Origin of the sequence: Bradyrhizobium sp. WSM1743 (genome assembly GCF_000473065.1) — a bacterium.
Lineage (GTDB): Bacteria > Pseudomonadota > Alphaproteobacteria > Rhizobiales > Xanthobacteraceae > Bradyrhizobium.
Genome location: NZ_AXAZ01000023.1, coordinates 95,411 through 111,498 on the forward strand (window position 1 = coordinate 95,411; position 16,088 = coordinate 111,498).

A 16,088-nucleotide genomic window follows, 5' to 3' on the forward strand; every position below is an offset into this window, starting at 1 on the left:
CACCCTGTCCGTCGTCCCGGAAGGCCGGGACGACATCTCAAAGCTCAGCTCAGCGCGACGTTCACCGCCGATTCCGGCAGCTCCGCATTGAAGCAGCGCTGGTAGAACTCGGCGACCAGGGGACGTTCGAGCTCGTCGCACTTGTTGAGGAAGGTGACGCGGAACGCAAAGCCGATATCGCCGAAGATGTCGGAGTTCTCCGCCCAGGTGATCACCGTGCGCGGGCTCATCACCGTCGACAGGTCGCCATTGGCGAAGGCGTTGCGGGTGAGGTCGGCGAGGCGCACCATCTTGTTGACGATGTCGCGACCCTCCTGGCTGCGATAATGCTTGGCCTTGGCCAGCACGATCTCCACTTCCTCGTCATGGCTGAGATAGTTCAGCGTGGTGACGATCGACCAGCGGTCCATCTGGCCCTGGTTGATCTGCTGGGTGCCGTGATAGAGGCCCGAGGTGTCGCCGAGGCCGACCGTGTTGGCGGTCGCGAACAGGCGGAACGCCGGGTGCGGCTTGATCACCTTGTTCTGGTCCAGGAGCGTCAGGCGTCCGGAGACTTCCAGCACGCGCTGGATCACGAACATCACGTCGGGGCGGCCGGCATCGTATTCGTCGAACACCAGCGCGACGTTGTTCTGCAGCGCCCAGGGCAGGATGCCGTCACGGAATTCGGTGACCTGCTTGCCGTCGCGGACCACGATGGAGTCCTTGCCGACGAGGTCGATGCGGCTGATGTGGCTGTCGAGGTTGACGCGCACGCAGGGCCAGTTCAGGCGGGCGGCGACCTGCTCGATATGGGTGGATTTGCCGGTGCCGTGATAGCCGGTCACCATCACGCGGCGGTTCTTGGCGAAGCCGGCGAGAATGGCGAGCGTGGTGGCGCGGTCGAAGCGGTAATCGGAATCCACTTCGGGCACATGAGGATCGACTTCGGAATAGGCCGGGACTTCGAGATCGCTGTCGATCCCGAACACCTGGCGCACCGACACTTTCATGTCGGGCTGACCGGAAACTTCCTCAACTTTGGACAGGGCGGCGGTCGTCATCAATCCTCCGAGGTCCCGGGCGGTCCCGAAACCAGTTATTCGCACGTTGGCTGCGGCTGGGTGCTGGAAAACAACCTATCAGAGACAAGTGGCGGGCAGAAGCCCGCCCTCCAATCAAAGTTCCATTGTCTTTTCATTTAGATAGGCAAGGAACGCAGATTTTGGAGGGCTGCCTTGCGAATCACGCCCGCATTTCGCACCTGGGGAACGGCCCAGCCTACGCGAATGGCACTTTCGCCGGCTCTCCTTATCTATGTAAGGTCCAAAGCCCCGCACGCCAGCCCGCCACAGAGACGACGTGACGTCCTTCCTCGATCCCCTCATCTCCTTCGTCTCGGCCCATGCGTGGCTGGCCTATCTGATCCTGTTCCTGGCGGCGCTGCTCGAAGCCGTGCCGGTGGTGGGATCGGTGATCCCCGGCTCGACCATCATCCTGGCGCTGAGCGCCCTGGTGCCGGGCGGCGAGCTGCAGCTGCCATGGGTGCTCCTGGCGGCGGCGCTGGGCGCGGTGCTGGGTGACGGATCGGCCTATTGGATCGGGCACCGGCAGCAGCGCGAGATCCTCAACACCTGGCCACTGACCAATTATCCGCGCGTGGTCGCGGAGAGCGAAAGCTTCTTCAACCGCTTCGGCACCTGGGCCGTGTTCTTCGCCCGCTTCGTGCCGCCGATCCGCGCCTTCGTGCCTGTTACCGCCGGCGCGCTGGGCATGGCGCCGGCGAAATTCTACGCGGTGAACGTTCCCGCGATCCTGCTCTGGGCGCCGGCGCATGTGCTGCCGGGCGTGCTGGCGATCTCGGCGCTGCACGAATATGCCGGGCTGCATCATCATGGACATGTGGGCAAGCACATCTGGATTTTGACCGTGGTGGGGGTTGCGATCGTAGTCGGCCTTGCGATCTGGACCATCCGCCGCCGGCACGGCAGCGCGGTCGCGGAAGCCAAACCACGGGCCTGATGGCGCGACGCCCGGCGTCCGGTCGCGGCCTCGACCTTGCTCCTCTCAAGCACGACAGCCGAATAGCCGGCGTTGGATGAGGACCGCAGGCCGGCCAGCACGCACAAGAGGCGGGCAAACAGAGCTCTCCCTTGCTCAAATTGCGATCCGCTACGGATCCGCGATGCGCAAATGTTCGTCAGCGGGACACGTTGTCGATTAATTGCTTCACGGCGCATTGGCTTCGGATGACCCTCCAATCACAGGCTGGCCGTTGCGGCCGCCGACATGACCGGAGGTGGTTGCATGCGCGCGAAAACAGCTCTTCGCATGGTCTCGTTTGCGATCTCGGCCTGTGCGGGCATCTTGAATCCGGCTTCCCAGGCCAAAGCCGAAGAGGTCCTTAAGGCACGGCTTGCGCAGAACCTCGCACCGATCTCGGCCCTCGCGATTGTCGCCAAGGCGAACGGCCTGTTCGGCAAGCAGGGACTCGATATCTCGGTCTCGAATTTCACCAGCGGAAAGCAGTGCCTCGACACGGTGATGGGAGGAGGAGCGGATATCGCGACCACGGCCGAAGCCCCGGTCACGGCGGCCGCAATGGCCCAGCAGCCGATCGCCTTCGTCGCCGGCATGGAGTACTCGGATCTGAAGACGATGACGGCCGCGTCCGCCGCGATCAGGACCAAAGCGGATCTGCGCGGCAAACGCATCGGCTTCACAGCCGGCACGGGGAGCGAGGTCTATACCTCTGCTTTGCTGAAGGCGGCGGGATTGACCGCCAAGGACGTCACGCTCGTCAACCTTCGCCCCCAGGAGATGCTTCCCGCACTGGCGGCCGGGAGCATCGAGGCGTTCGACACCTGGGAGCCGCACCTGGCCAATGCAAAGAAGGCGCTCGGCGAGGGGGCCGTCCTGCTCGATACCAGGGGTCTCTACTCGGAGACCTTCAACATCGTCGTGACGCGGCCCTATCTGGAGGCAAACCCGGCAATCGTCAGCAAATTCCTGGCGGCTCTCATTGAAGCGGAAGGCTGGGTGAAGGCCCATCCGGACGAAGCGATCGACATTGTTGCCACCGCAACCGGCATGAAGCGCGACGAGCTGGCGCCGATCTGGTCGGATTACGTCTATCACGTGCGCCTCGACGACAAGCTGCTCGAGACGCTGAAGACGCACGCGGCCTGGCGGCTAGAGACCGGCAATCACCCGCCGGGGGCGGGGATGCCTGATTTCTCGAAGGTCATTGCGGCGGCGCCGCTGAAGGCGCTTGATCCCGCGCGTGTGACACTGTCGGCCAATCCATGAGCACCGGCGGGCACAACCGTGCGACGATGGCCGGACGCCTGAGCGTGCTTGTCGGCGCGCTCTCCGTGCCGGCTTTCGTCGGCGTATGGGAATTGATCGCGCGCTCGCGGATCGTCAACGCGGTGCTCTTCCCGCCGCCGTCGACGGTCGCTGTCGCCGTCCTTGACTGGATCCACAGCGGCCAGTTTTTCGGCGACCTTTCAGCGAGCCTGTTCCGCGTCACCGTGGGTTTTCTGATCGGGACGACGGGCGGGATCATGCTCGGCGTGCTGACGGGCCGGTTCCGGCTACTCTCGAGCCTGCTCTCGCCGTTGTTTCATATCCTTCGCCCGATCCCCCCGATCGCCTTCGTGCCGATCGTGATCCTCTGGTTTGGCTTGTCGGAGGCCGGCAAACTCTTTCTGGTCGTCTGGGGCGTGTTCTTCACCGTATGGCTCGCGACCCATATCGGCGTTCAGAAGGTCGATCGCGGCCTCATTCGCGCCGCGCTGATGCTCGGCACGCCGCGTCGGCAGATGCTTTCGGAAATCATCCTGCTCGGGGCGCTTCCCTACATCGTTGTCGGCCTGCGCACCGCCGTCAGCATCTCCTTTTACACGCTTGTCGCCGCCGAGCTGGCAGGCGCGTTCGCCGGCATCGTCTACCGGATCGAGATTGCGCAACAGAACATGCAGACCGGACAGGTCATGGGAGGGCTGGCGGCACTCGGACTGCTCTCCTTCGTCGCCGATCGTTCCTTCGCGGCCATTGCCGAGCGCGCCGTATGGTGGCGATGATGCACAACCCGCTTCGCCCGACCTCACCGCTCCGGCTCGTGGACGCTGTGCCGGAGCCTTCATCGGCAGTGCCGGAAGCGATCATCCGGGTCGAGGATTTGAGCATCGTGTTCGATGTGCCGCGCGGCGAGGTCATTGCGGTGGACCGGGTGTCCCTGGCCGTGATGCCGGGTGAGTTCGTCTCGCTGGTTGGTCCGTCGGGCTGCGGCAAGTCTACGCTCTTGAACGCGATGGCGGGCCTCGAGCGGCCGTTCGAAGGCGAGGTCACGGTGGCCGGCAAGCCGATGCTGGCACCTCGACCGGATATCGGGATGGTCTTCCAGCAACCGCATCTGTTCCCCTGGAAATCGGTGCGGCGTAACATCGCTCACGGACCGCGCGCGCTCGGCAAGTCGAAAACGGAGGCGCTTCGAATCGCCGACGACCTGATCGACATGATCGGGCTGACAAAATTCGCGAGCGCCTATCCGCATACGCTTTCAGGCGGCATGCAGCAGCGGGTGGCGATTGCTCGCGCCCTCGCGAACCAGCCGCGTGTGCTGCTCATGGACGAACCCTTCGGTGCTTTGGACGCGCAGACCCGGGCCGTGATGCAGGATAACCTGCTCGAACTGCGCGACCGGATCAACGCCACGATCGTTTTTGTCACCCATGACATTGACGAAGCCATTCTCCTGTCGGATCGCGTGCTGATCATGAGCGCCGGGCCGGGCCGCATCCTGCGGGATCTTTCCGTGGACCTGCCGCGCCCGCGCTCCAGCGCTATTCTGACCGACCCCGCCTATCTCGCGCTCAAGCGGGATTGCCTTGACCTGATCCGGACCGAAGGCCGCAAGGCGTTCGAGCAAATGGAAGCGGTGACCTAAAGCGCGATGGGCTCGCTCCAATTTGGCCGTTGCGAAGGCTGGCATAGCTCTTGAATGGATCTGCCCCAGCTACGAGGGAGCGGGCAGATGTCAGCGGCAACTCTCAAGACGACAGCGGGGATCATGCTGGCGGAGTCGGACGCTTTGGTCAGATCGCTGCCAGGCTTGCTCGACCATCTGAGCCAGGCCGACCGGCATCGTGTGCTGGCAATCGGTCGCCCCGAGGTTCTGGATACCGGCAAGCATATCTGGCGCCAGGGAGACACGCAGAACGGCATATATCTGATCGAATCCGGCCGGATCCGCAGCTATTACGCAGCACCTTCGGGGCGTGAGGTGACGCTCGCCTACTGGTTCGGCGGCAATTTCGTCGGCGGGCCCGACCTCTTCGGCTCCGGAGCGCATATGTGGTCTTCAGTTGCCATCGAGCGCAGCCGGCTCCTGTTTTTGCCTGGCCCCACGCTGCGCGAGCTTGCGCTTCAGTCGGCGACCATCGCGGTGGCGCTGCTGGATGCGCTGGCCTTCAAGGCAAGGTGCTACTCGGCCATGGCGCAAATGCTCGGCACACGATCGGTGACCGAGCGGTTGCAGCGTCTTTTGATCTTTCTCTCGAATATCTATGGCTCGCAGCACGGCCGCGAGATCGTGCTCGGCATTCCTTTCACCCATGGCGATCTCGCCAACCTGATCGGAGCGACGCGACAATGGGTGACGGTACAGCTCTCTCGCATGCAGGCGAGAGGCATCATCCGCTACGACAGGGGCCTGATCGTCATTCTGAATTTGCGCGCGCTCGACCTCGAAATCGTCTAAAGCAGAATGGTTTTAGATTGAATGATTGCCGCGGCGGTCGTTCACCTCTCCCGCTTGCGGGAGAGGCGTAGGCCGCCTCCGGCGGCCGTCATCTCAAAAGACGCCGAGGCAAAGCCTCGGCTATGGCGAAGCGCCGGGTGAGGGCTCTGTCCAAACGGGGGTTCTCGATTGCCGAAGCACCCTCTCCCCAACCCTCTCCCGCAAGCGGGAGAGGGAGTGCACTGGCCTCGTTGCCGCGATCAAGCCTCATCTCGTCATGCTTTAGCTGAAGGTACGCGAATAGACGTTCAGCCCGAACAGAGCGCCGCCATCGTCCCGCTGCCATCGCGAGGCGAAGTCCAGGAGAGCGTGGTCGTGCCATGCGGGTGCCAGCAGGGTGACGCCCATCGGCATGCCGCTGGTGAGCGTCGCATTGGGAAGCGCCACCGCACACAGATCCAGAAGATTGACGGAATAGGAGTAGTGACCAAGACGCGTATTGAGCGCGATGGGGTCTTTCAGCATTTCCGCAATGATGAAAGGACGCGGCGCAGTCGGCACGACCAGGACGTCGATCCGCTTGAAGAGGAGCTGGACCTGGCGCCGCAACTTCAGGAGACGATGTTGCGCCGCGAATGCGTCGGCCGCTGAAAATTGCGCTGCAGAATGCAGGACTTTGCGCGTAACCTCCAGCAGATCACCATGATCGATGTCAAAAAGCTTGCTGACCGCTGCGTAGCGTTCGGCGATCCACGGCCCCGAGAAGAGCATTTCGCCGGCCTCGGCGAAAGGCGTGAAGTCGATCTCGAGGGCCTCGCCTCCCAGTCCCACCAGCCCCTCGCAAGCCTGTTCGTAAAGCGCGTCGCATTCGGGCAACCCGAATGAATTGAGCTGACGGGCGGAAATGCGCCCGAAGCGGAATTCGTTGGGGACAGCGGATGACGGGCCGCGCGCTTCGCGGCTGTAGGGATCCTCTTCGTCGAAGCCCTCGATGAGCTCCAGCAACAATTTGCCCTCGGTGACGGAATTGCAGAAGATCGACGGACAATCGAGGGTGGGGCAGTTCGGAACCAGCCCGCGGGACGAGACAAGTCCGACCGTCGGCTTGATTCCGATGATGCCGTTGAAACCTGCCGGCACCCGGCCTGAGCCGCCAGTGTCGGTGCCAAGTGAAAAGGCAACGTGACCGGCCGCCACGGCGACGGCCGAGCCCGAGCTCGATCCGCCCGAGACATAGCGATCATCGGCCGCACTTGGGCAGGCACCGTGAGGTGACCGGGCGCCGGACAGCCCGGTTGCGAATTGATCCAGATTGGTCTTGCCGAGACAGATTGCGCCGGCCGCGGCGAGGCGCTCGACGCACCGGGCCGATCGCTCCGCAACATAGGTGAAGGACGGACAGGCCGCCGAGGTCGGCATGCCCTCCACGTCGATGTTGTCCTTCACGCCGAAAGGCACACCGAGCAAAGGCAGCAATTCGCCTTGTGCGCCTCGCCGTGCGAGAGCCTCGACCTCCGCCAGCGCCTCTTCCATGGGCCTCACATAGATCCAGCAATTGCGGTGTTGGTCACGTTCGATGCGCTCATATGCCGTCGCGATCGCCGAGCTCAGTTCGGCCGAGGTGCGAAGGGGGCGGCGGCGGCGAGTTAGGGCGGCGGCTTGCGACACAAATGGCTCCCGAGAAGATCGAAGGTGCTGCAAGCGTGCCCGGAGGTGGACGCGACGGAAAGCAATTAAGCGCTCCTGCTGCCGCCGTGAACCGGGCCGCAAGCGGGAGCGATCACGAACTCCCCGCCCTCCGTCCCGGCGCCGGTCCGACATACCTCGCTCTCGGCCGGATCAACTTGCCGAACTGCAATTGCTCGCTGGCATGGGCGATCCAGCCGACGCTGCGGGCCATCGCGAACAGCGCGAGCTCGCTGCCGGCGGGCAGCCGCAGCGCGTGCACGAGGACGGCGAGCGCATAGTCGATGTTGACGAATTCGCCGGTCGCTTCCGCGATGCGCTCCGGCACCTCGCGGGTGAATTTGCGCGGCGCGCCGGCGCGCGATAGGGCGTTGAGCAGCGATTGCGCCCGGGGGTCGCCGCGCTTGTAGACGCCATGGCCGAAGCCGGCGAAACGCTCGCCGAGCGCGACGCGCTCGCGCACCATCGGCTCGACGTCGCGGTCGACCAGCGTCTTGACGAGTTGTGAGGCCAAGACGCCTGCGCCGCCATGCTTCGGCCCTTTCAACGCGGCGAGCCCGGCGATGACGGCATCGTAGAGATTGAGGCCGGTCGAGGCCGCGCAGCGCGCGGTGAAGGTCGAGGCGTTCAGTTCATGATCGGCGAGCAGCACCAGCGCGCGGCGGATCAGATCGCCCGCGTGCTTGTTGTCCGCCGCCCAGGCGCGCGCGACCTGCTGATGCAGCGGCTCGGCCGACGGCTCGGCATTGAGCATGGTCGCAACCAGCAGGCGGACGATGCGCGCGCCGACCATGGCGCGGCCATCAGGTGCACGGGTGAAGGCGCGCGGATCGGCGCTCGCGGCCAGCGCCAGCACGGCGATGGCGCGGTCGATCGGCGCCGCCCGGCGCGCGGCCGCTGCGATCGTGCGCATCTCCTCGGAGATCTCCGGCTGATTGTCCGGATCGAACGGATCGACGCCGGAGACGTCCCAGAGCAGCGTCGCGGTGTGCTCCAGCGTGTCGCTCTCGGAAAGATCGACGCAATTGACGCCGCGATAGATCGCGCCCTCCTCGGTGATGGTCGAGATTTCGGTGTCCATCACCGGCAGGTCGGCGTCGAAGCTGCGCAGGCCGCGCGGCTCCGGCGACGGCACGCGGCGCTCCTTCAGCGCCCGGACATCCTCGGCGCGATATCGGTTCTTGCGCGAGTCCGGCGTCGGCTCGGAGCGGATCAGGCCGCGGCTGACATAGGCATAGAGGGTGGCCGGGGAGATCGCGAGCTCGGCGGCGGCTTCCCGGGCGGAGAGGTACAGCCCATCGGAATTTTTCATATTGATTTATGTAATCAAGATTGATCAATCTGTCGAGACGTCCGACCTTTCCACCGTGAAAGGAGACAGGCCATGAACATCCACCTCGCCAAAAGCCAGATCGGGCTGGACGGCGTTCCCGCGGCCGAGACCGTGCTGAGCCATGTCGACGGCGAGCGCGGCGAGCTGATCGTCGCCGGCGAGCATGTCGGCCGGCTGGCAAGCCAGTCGAGTTTCGAGGGCGTCACCGCCCGGCTCTGGAATGGCGCGCGCAAGACCGGCTTGAGCGAAGCCAATGTGCGGGCAAGCCTCGGCGTGGCGCGCGAGCGCGCCTTTGCGCGGTTGCCCGACCTGTTACCCGCGACGCACGGCATGGGCATTGTCGACGGGTTCCGCGCCGCGGTCGCCGGGCTTCGCACGGAGAACGGGCTCGAGCACGAGGCGACCATCGTCGGTGCGTTTCCGGTGATTGCGGGCGCGCTGGTTCGTCGCGCCAAGGGACTCCCGCCGGTCGCGCCTGATCCGAATGCGAGCCATGCGGCCGATACGTTGCGGATGCTGCGCGGCCCCGCGCCGGAGCCGCGCGAAGTCGCCGCGCTCGATGCCTATTTCGTCACGGTCTGCGATCACGGCATGAACGCCTCGACCTTCACCACGCGCGTGGTGGCCTCGACCCAGGCCGACCTGTTCGCCGCCGTCACCGCCGGTTACTGCGCACTCACCGGTCCGCTGCATGGCGGCGCGCCGGAGCCGGTGCTGGAGATGCTCGATGCGATCGGCTCCAGCGAGCGCATCCAGCCATGGGTGGATGCGGCGCTGGCGCGCGGCGAACGGCTGATGGGCTTTGGCCATCGCGTCTATCGCGTGCGCGATCCCCGCGCCGACGTGCTCAAGGCCGCGATCGAGCGGCTTTCAGCTGAAGGCGCCGACCTGCCCTTTGCCGGCGAGGTCGAGGCCTACATCCGTAGCGCGCTGCGCAAGAAGAATCCAGATCGGCCGCTGGAGACCAATGTCGAGTTCTTCACCGCGATCCTGCTCGATGCGCTGGCGATTCCACGGCAGGCGTTCACGCCGGTTTTCGCGATGGCACGCGCCGCGGGCTGGACCGCGCACGCGCGCGAGCAGCAGCGCACGGGACGATTGATCCGGCCGAGCTCGTCCTATGTGGGGGCGATGCCGGAAGCGTGAGGAAGCCAGGATGGAGCGGCGTACTTTCCCTCTCCCCTTGCGGGAGAGGGTGGCTCGCCGCTTCAGCGGCGAGACGGGTGAGGGGTTCTGTCCGCGAGTGAAACTCTTACAGTGAAGTTTGCGGAAGCAACCCCTCATCCGGCGCTTCGCGCCACCTTTCCCACAAGGGGAGAAGTGGAGACCGAGCGCGTGGAGCTAGCTGCGGCAAGATGGCCTACGCCTCGCGCACCACCGTCTTCAGATAATTATACGCCTTGATGATCTCGATCAGGCGGTCTTCGGTGGAGCGGTCGCCGCCATTGGCGTCCGGGTGGTGCTGCTTGACCAGCGCCTTGTACTTGGTCTTGACGTCGGCGAGCGTGGCATCGGGGCCGAGGCCCATGACCTGGAGCGCCTTGCGCTCGGCGTTCATCACCTTGCGCGTCTCGGCCTTGGGCTGAGCTTCGGGGCCGCGGCGCCAGCTGGCGCGGCCGTTGATCTCGGAGAACATGCTGAACGGATCGAAGGCGCCATCGATCTCGGCCTCCGATCCCTTCTTGCCGCCATTGGCGCCCATCTTCCAGGTCGGGCGATGGCCGGTCAGCGCATCCTTCTGATAGCGCGCGACGGCTTCGGCATTCATGCCGGAGAAGAAATTGTAGTTCTGGTTGTACTCGCGCACGTGGTCCAGGCAGAAGTGCCAGTACTCGCGCTGGTTCTCGCGTCCCTTCGGCGCCCGATGCGACCCCTTGTTCGCGCAGCCCGCCCACTCGCAGTTGACCACGGTGTCGCGCGGCTTCACCTCGGGCTGCTTGCCCCGCGGCTTCACGCGGATGGAGTCGAAGAACTTTGATGAATCGATCGGCATGGCTGACTTTGACTACGCAATGCAAAAACCTTCAAGTCTTGACATTGCAATTCGCTGAGCACCCGGTCGCTCTTACCTCGGACGTCCGGGTATTGACGGGTCGCGATCGCGCACCTTAATGGCACACATGGCTATGAAAGATACCATCAGCAACAAGTTGCAGGAAGCTTTCTTGCCTGAAAGCCTGCAAGTCGTCGACGAGTCACATCTGCATGAGGGCCACGCCGGCCATCGGCCGGGCGGCGAGACGCACTTCCGTGTATATATCGTGTCTGCCGCCTTCAAAGGGAAGAGCCGGGTCGACCGCCATCGCATGATAAATTCGGCGCTGGCCGCGGAACTCTCCGGCGGCGTGCACGCGCTCGCGATCAATGCGCAGGCGCCGGGGGAAGGGTAGCCTCCGTCATTCCGGGGCGATGCAAAGCATCGAACTACGGGGCGCAATTGCGCCCCTGAGAATCTCGAGATTCCGGGTTCGCCCTTCGGGCGCCCCGGAATGACGATGCAAGTCAGCAATGTAAGCAGACTAAAACGACGTCCCGGCCCTTCTTGGCTTTGCCTCTTCCAGCTCGGCCTCGCGCGGCACCGGTGAAATGCGGAGCGCGGTGATGCGGTTGCGCTCGCGGCGCAGCACGCGGAAACGGAAGCCGTGGAAGGTGAAGCTCTGGCCGCGGTCGGGGATCGAGCGCGCCTCGTGAATGACGAGGCCCGCGACTGTCGTCGCCTCTTCATCGGGCAGGTGCCAGTCCATGGCGCGGTTGAGATCGCGGATCGGCACCGAGCCGTCGACCACGACGGAGCCGTCCGGCTGGGCGCGCACGCCGGCGACCACGACATCGTGCTCGTCGGAGATGTCGCCGACGATCTCTTCCAGGATGTCTTCCAGCGTCACGAGGCCTTCAACCTCGCCGTACTCGTCGACGACGAGCGCGAAATGGGTCTTGCGGCGCCGGAACGCCTTGAGCTGCTCGGAGACGGGCCGCATCTCCGGCACGAACCACGGCGGCAGCGCGATGGTGGAGACGTCGATGCGCGAGGTATCGCCGTCGGAGGCGCGGATCGCGCGCAGCAAATCCTTGGCGTGCAGCACGCCGATGATGTTCTCCGGCTTCTCGCGCCACAATGGAATGCGGGTGTATTCGGTCGCCAGCACCTCGCGCACCAGCTCTTCCGGCGGCAGATCGGCATTGATCATCATCATCTCGGTACGATGGATCATGACGTCGGACACCTGGAGCTCGCGCAGGTCCAAGAGGCCGCCGAGCATGTCGCGGTCCTGCTTCTCGAACTTGCCTTCGTGGTGCAACAGGTCGACCGCGCCGCGCAGGCGCTCGGTCGGAGACAGAATGGCCTGATGCTCGCCGGCCAAGCCAAACAGCCGCATCAGCAGGCGCACGATGACCTCGACGATGCGCAGCAGCGGCCCCAGCACGTACATCGTCAGCCGCATCGGGCGCGCGACCGCGAGCGCCATGCGATCCGGCGCGTTGATCGCAATGGTCTTCGGCAGCACTTCCGCAAAGATCACGACCAGCGCAGTCATCACGCCGGTGGCGTAGAGCACGCCGACATCGCCGAACCAGGAGGTGAAGATGGCAGTGGCGAGCGCGGATGCCCCGATATTGGCGATGTTGTTGCCGAGCAGGAGCGCGCCGATCAGGCGCTCGCGCATGTCGAGCAGGTCCGAGACGACGTCGGCGTCGCGATTACCCTGCTTGGACAGCCGCAGCATGCTGGCGCGCGAGGCGCCGGTCAGCGCGGTCTCGCTCGCGGCGAAGAACGCCGAGACCAGCAGGCAGAGGACGACGATGGTGAATCCGAGCCAGTCCATGCACCACTCTAGTTACTTTTGACGCGTTTTCCTGACGCGACCTGTATCCACTTCGCTCGAAAACGCTTTGGCGAAATAAAGCTCAGCCGCGCATCAGGCCTTTTGCGCGAGCTTCTCTTTCAGGAAGTCGCGCACCGGCGCCGGCTCGACGTCCTTGGCGATCACCGCGCGGCCGACGGCCTCCAGCAGGATGAAGGTGAGCTTGCCGCGCTTGACCTTCTTGTCCTGCGCCATCAGCGCCATCAGCGCGTCGGCATCGGCGAGCCCTTCCTGCGCAAAGCCCGCGATATCCTGCAAGCGCGTCGGCAGGCCGGCTTCGATGAGATGGCGTTCGACGCGCGCCGCATCCTCCTCGCCGATCATGCCGAGCTTCGCCGAGAACTGCGCCGCCAGCGTCATGCCGATGGCGACGCCCTCGCCGTGGAACAGGCGGTCGGAGAAACCGGTCGCCGCTTCCAGTGCATGGCCGAAGGTGTGGCCGAGATTGAGCAGCGCGCGCTCGCCGGTCTCGCGCTCGTCGCGCGAGACGATTCCCGCCTTCGCGCGGCAGGAGGTCGCGATCGCATGCTCGCGCGCGGAGCCGCCCTTGAAGATGTCGGAATGGTTCTTTTCCAGCCAGGTGAAGAAGGCCTCGTCGCCGAGCACGCCATATTTGGCGACCTCGGCATAGCCGGCGCGGAACTGGCGCGGCGACAGCGTGTCGAGCACGGCGGTGTCGGCGACGACCAGCACCGGCTGGTGGAAGGCGCCGAGCAAATTCTTGCCCTGCGGCGAGTTGATGCCGGTCTTGCCGCCGACCGAGGAATCGACCTGCGCCAGCAGCGAGGTCGGCACCTGCACGAAATCGACGCCGCGGCGCAGGATCGCGGCGGCAAAGCCGGCGAGATCGCCGACCACCCCGCCGCCGAGCGCGATGACGAGATCGTTGCGCTCGATTCTGGCGGCGATCAGGGCCTCGCTGACCTTTTCCAGACCCGCATAGGTTTTCGAGATCTCGCCTTCCTCGACGACGATGCGCGAGGTCGGAATACCGCCTGCTGCGAGCGACGCTTCGGTCGGCTCAAGCCAGTGTTTTGCGACGGTGCGGTCGGTCACGATGGCCGTGCGAACACCGGGGCGCAAGGCTGCGACGCGTTCGCCGAGCGACGACAGCACGCCGCGGCCGATGACGATGTCATAGGCGCGATTCTCCAGCGCAACGTCGACCTTGACGGGATCGGAATGTTTCAACGGCGCAGTCATCGTACGGCACTCGCAACGTCGGCAGGTGGTTGGGCGGCCTGTCCGCCGCAGAGATGGGCGTGCAGCGCCGCGATGCATTCCTCGACGATTTTGTCGTGCGGCACGTCGCGCGAGGCGATCGTGAGGTCGGCATTGGCATAGACCGGCTCGCGCTCGGTGAGGAGGCGCGTCACGGTTCCCTCGGGGTCGGCGGTCCGAAGCAGCGGACGGTCGGCCCGGCGGCGCACGCGGCGCATGATGACGTCGTGGTCCGCCCGGAGCCAGATCGAGACCGCCTTGGCGGCGATGCGGGTCCGTGTCTCCTCGCGCATGAAGGCGCCGCCGCCGGTCGCCAGCACCACGGGGCCACCCTCGAGCAGGCGCGCGATCACGCGGGCTTCGCCGTCGCGGAAATGCGTCTCGCCGTGGCGCTCGAAGATTTCCGGTATGGTCATGCCGGCCGCCGCCTCGATCTCGGTGTCGGCATCGACGAAGGACAGCTTGAGCCTGAGCGCCATGCGGCGGCCGATGGTGGATTTGCCCACGCCCATCATGCCGACGAGCACGATCGAGCGCGCACCGAGCGCCGACAGGATGTCGGCCTCAGGCGAAGCAGGAATCGGCAACGCGGCGTCGGACATTGTCTCGCTCGATTGGATCTCGCTCGAACTGCCGCCGAATGCGGCATGGTTTGGCCACCTATACGACCCCGCAGGGGCCCTCGCCAGTGGACTCTTGCCACGAAACGGCGAACATGTTGGATGATTTCATTGGTTAATTTGCCGGCCAAGTCCCGTACAGAGACCCCAGAACGATGCCCAGCCTGTTCCGCTTCCTGACGGTCGTCGCCGTGATCGCCGGCATCGTCTATGGCGTGGTCTTCGCGCTGGCGAACTTCGTCAATCCGAAGCCGCGGGAAATGACGGTGACGATCCCGCCGGATAAGTTTCTCAAGAAATAGGAGCTAGCCTCCAGGGAATGCGCGCAAAGCCCTCCGACACCAAGCTCACCGGCCTGTTCCTCGACATGCTCGCCGCGGAACAGGGCGCCGGGCCCAATACGCTCGACGCCTATCGGCGCGACCTCACTGATTTCTCGGAATTTCTGGGCCGCGTCGGCCATAGTTTCGCGGACGCGGAGACGCAGATCCTGCGCGACTACCTCGCCGATCTCGATACCCGCGGCTTCAAATCCACCAGCGTCGCGCGGCGGCTGTCGGCGATGCGGCATCTCTACCGCTTCCTGCTGAACGAGCGCATCCGCACCGACGATCCCGCGGCGATCCTGTCCGGGCCCAAGCGCGGCCGCGGCCTTCCGAAGGTGCTGTCGATCGCCGATGTCGACCGCATGCTCCGCCGCGCCAAGGAGTTGAGCGAGGCGGAAGATGCTTCGCCCTCGAAACGGCTGCGCGCCTTGCGGCTCTATTGTCTGCTGGAGGTGCTCTATGCCACGGGCCTGCGCGTCTCCGAGCTGGTGGCGCTGCCGCGCTCGGCGGCCAAGCGCGACGCCCGCATGATCGTGGTGCGCGGCAAGGGCAATAAGGAACGCCTGGCGCCGCTCAACGACGCCTCGCGGCAGGCGATGGCGGACTATCTCGCCGCGACCGAGGCTGCAAAGGCCGACAAGAAGAACAGCGTGGCCGCCTCGAAATGGCTGTTCCCCTCGTTCGGCGAGAGCGGGCATCTGACGCGGCAGCATTTCGCCCGCGACCTCAAGGAGCTTGCGGTTGCCTCCGGCCTGCAGGCCCGGCTGGTCTCCCCGCACGTGCTGCGCCACGCCTTCGCCAGCCATCTGCTGCACAACGGCGCGGACTTGCGCATCGTGCAGACCCTGCTCGGACACACCGACATCTCCACGACCCAGATTTACACCCATGTGGTCGAGGAGCGGCTGAAGAGCCTGGTGCGGGATCTGCATCCGCTAGCGGAGAAGTCATAGGTCTCGTGCCCGGACGCGGCGCAGCGTGACGTAAGCGCGTTTACGCGCGTCTTCGACGCGCTATGGCGACGCAGAGCCGGGGCCCGTGCTCCTGTTGGGGTGGACGGCCCCCCGACGGCATCAGTGTGCCAGAATGAGGTCGGTTTAGATCTCAGACAAGGGAGCCGTCCGTGAGCGAGGTTATCCGAATTGGAGTGGATACGTCCAAGAGTGTTTTCCAGCTGCATGGGGTTGACGCAGCGGAGCAACCGGTGCTGCGCAAGAAACTGCGCCGGCGTGACATGCTGGCCTTCTTCGCACGGCTGCCGGCGACGAAGGTCGGGATGGAAGCCTGCGGCGGGGCGCATTACTGGGCGCGGGAACT

16 protein-coding genes and 1 pseudogene are annotated in these 16,088 nt (G+C 65.0%); 10 read left to right on the forward strand and 7 right to left on the reverse strand.

All coding sequences use genetic code 11. The annotated features are described in order from the left end of the window. Positions 1–44: 44 nt before the first annotated feature. Complete coding sequence (cobS, locus tag YU9_RS0116685) at positions 45–1,043, reverse strand: cobaltochelatase subunit CobS (protein ID WP_027573882.1); 999 nt, start codon at positions 1,041–1,043, stop codon at positions 45–47. 298 nt (positions 1,044–1,341) lie between these two features. Here cobS and YU9_RS0116690 point away from each other — a divergent pair, with 298 nt between their 5' ends. From YU9_RS0116690 to YU9_RS0116710, 5 genes are all read left to right on the forward strand, one after another. Continuing rightward, positions 1,342–2,001: a DedA family protein gene (locus YU9_RS0116690; RefSeq protein WP_027573883.1), complete on the forward strand. Its 660-nt coding sequence runs from the start codon at positions 1,342–1,344 to the stop codon at positions 1,999–2,001. A 285-nt stretch (positions 2,002–2,286) separates the two neighbouring features. Beyond that, complete coding sequence (locus YU9_RS0116695) at positions 2,287–3,288, forward strand: ABC transporter substrate-binding protein (RefSeq protein ID WP_027573884.1); 1,002 nt, start codon at positions 2,287–2,289, stop codon at positions 3,286–3,288. Next, positions 3,285–4,064: an ABC transporter permease gene (locus tag YU9_RS41580; RefSeq protein WP_051380407.1), complete on the forward strand. Its 780-nt coding sequence runs from the start codon at positions 3,285–3,287 to the stop codon at positions 4,062–4,064. The genes YU9_RS0116695 and YU9_RS41580 overlap by 4 nt, the downstream gene beginning before the upstream one ends. After that, entirely contained in the window at positions 4,052–4,930 is an 879-nt protein-coding gene (locus YU9_RS0116705) for an ABC transporter ATP-binding protein (RefSeq protein ID WP_084298967.1), read from the forward strand. The genes YU9_RS41580 and YU9_RS0116705 overlap by 13 nt, the downstream gene beginning before the upstream one ends. A gap of 87 nt (positions 4,931–5,017) precedes the next feature. Further along, a complete protein-coding gene (locus YU9_RS0116710) occupies positions 5,018–5,743 on the forward strand; it encodes a Crp/Fnr family transcriptional regulator (protein WP_027573886.1) in 726 nt (241 codons plus the stop codon). A 261-nt stretch (positions 5,744–6,004) separates the two neighbouring features. Here YU9_RS0116710 and atzF read toward each other — a convergent pair whose 3' ends face one another. Continuing rightward, positions 6,005–7,390, reverse strand: a complete 1,386-nt coding sequence (gene atzF, locus YU9_RS0116715) for an allophanate hydrolase (protein WP_036017328.1) — start codon at positions 7,388–7,390, stop codon at positions 6,005–6,007. A gap of 112 nt (positions 7,391–7,502) precedes the next feature. Beyond that, positions 7,503–8,720: a citrate synthase family protein gene (locus YU9_RS0116720; RefSeq protein WP_027573888.1), complete on the reverse strand. Its 1,218-nt coding sequence runs from the start codon at positions 8,718–8,720 to the stop codon at positions 7,503–7,505. A gap of 72 nt (positions 8,721–8,792) precedes the next feature. Here YU9_RS0116720 and YU9_RS0116725 point away from each other — a divergent pair, with 72 nt between their 5' ends. Then, complete coding sequence (locus YU9_RS0116725) at positions 8,793–9,887, forward strand: citrate synthase/methylcitrate synthase (protein ID WP_027573889.1); 1,095 nt, start codon at positions 8,793–8,795, stop codon at positions 9,885–9,887. Between the two features lie 214 nt (positions 9,888–10,101). Here the strand turns inward: YU9_RS0116725 and YU9_RS0116730 are convergent, their stop codons facing one another. Then, positions 10,102–10,734, reverse strand: coding sequence for a J domain-containing protein (locus tag YU9_RS0116730; RefSeq protein ID WP_027573890.1), 633 nt, complete (start codon positions 10,732–10,734; stop codon positions 10,102–10,104). A gap of 127 nt (positions 10,735–10,861) precedes the next feature. Between YU9_RS0116730 and YU9_RS0116735 the strand changes: the two genes are divergently transcribed. After that, the gene (locus YU9_RS0116735; RefSeq protein WP_027573891.1) at positions 10,862–11,131 is read left to right on the forward strand and encodes a BolA family transcriptional regulator; all 270 of its coding nucleotides are present in this window, start codon (positions 10,862–10,864) and stop codon (positions 11,129–11,131) included. Positions 11,132–11,260: 129 nt separating this feature from the next. Here YU9_RS0116735 and YU9_RS0116740 read toward each other — a convergent pair whose 3' ends face one another. The 3 genes from YU9_RS0116740 to YU9_RS0116750 all read right to left on the reverse strand — a co-directional run bounded on the left by YU9_RS0116740 (position 11,261) and on the right by YU9_RS0116750 (position 14,427). Next, positions 11,261–12,565, reverse strand: a complete 1,305-nt coding sequence (locus tag YU9_RS0116740; protein ID WP_027573892.1) for an HlyC/CorC family transporter — start codon at positions 12,563–12,565, stop codon at positions 11,261–11,263. Positions 12,566–12,658: 93 nt separating this feature from the next. Further along, entirely contained in the window at positions 12,659–13,807 is a 1,149-nt protein-coding gene (aroB, locus tag YU9_RS0116745) for a 3-dehydroquinate synthase (RefSeq protein WP_027573893.1), read from the reverse strand. After that, positions 13,804–14,427 (reverse strand): shikimate kinase, encoded by a 624-nt coding sequence (locus YU9_RS0116750; protein ID WP_027573894.1) that lies wholly within the window; start codon positions 14,425–14,427, stop codon positions 13,804–13,806. Before YU9_RS0116750 ends, aroB begins: the two co-directional genes overlap by 4 nt. 173 nt (positions 14,428–14,600) lie before the next feature. On the opposite strand from YU9_RS0116750, the gene YU9_RS41585 reads away from it, so the two are divergent. The 3 genes and pseudogenes from YU9_RS41585 to YU9_RS45770 all read left to right on the forward strand — a co-directional run. Further along, complete coding sequence (locus YU9_RS41585; protein WP_035669499.1) at positions 14,601–14,747, forward strand: hypothetical protein; 147 nt, start codon at positions 14,601–14,603, stop codon at positions 14,745–14,747. A 17-nt stretch (positions 14,748–14,764) separates the two neighbouring features. Next, the gene (xerD, locus tag YU9_RS0116760) at positions 14,765–15,724 is read left to right on the forward strand and encodes a site-specific tyrosine recombinase XerD (RefSeq protein WP_027573895.1); all 960 of its coding nucleotides are present in this window, start codon (positions 14,765–14,767) and stop codon (positions 15,722–15,724) included. A 170-nt stretch (positions 15,725–15,894) separates the two neighbouring features. Further along, positions 15,895–16,088 (forward strand): annotated as a pseudogene (locus YU9_RS45770) (IS110 family transposase); the annotation flags it as partial.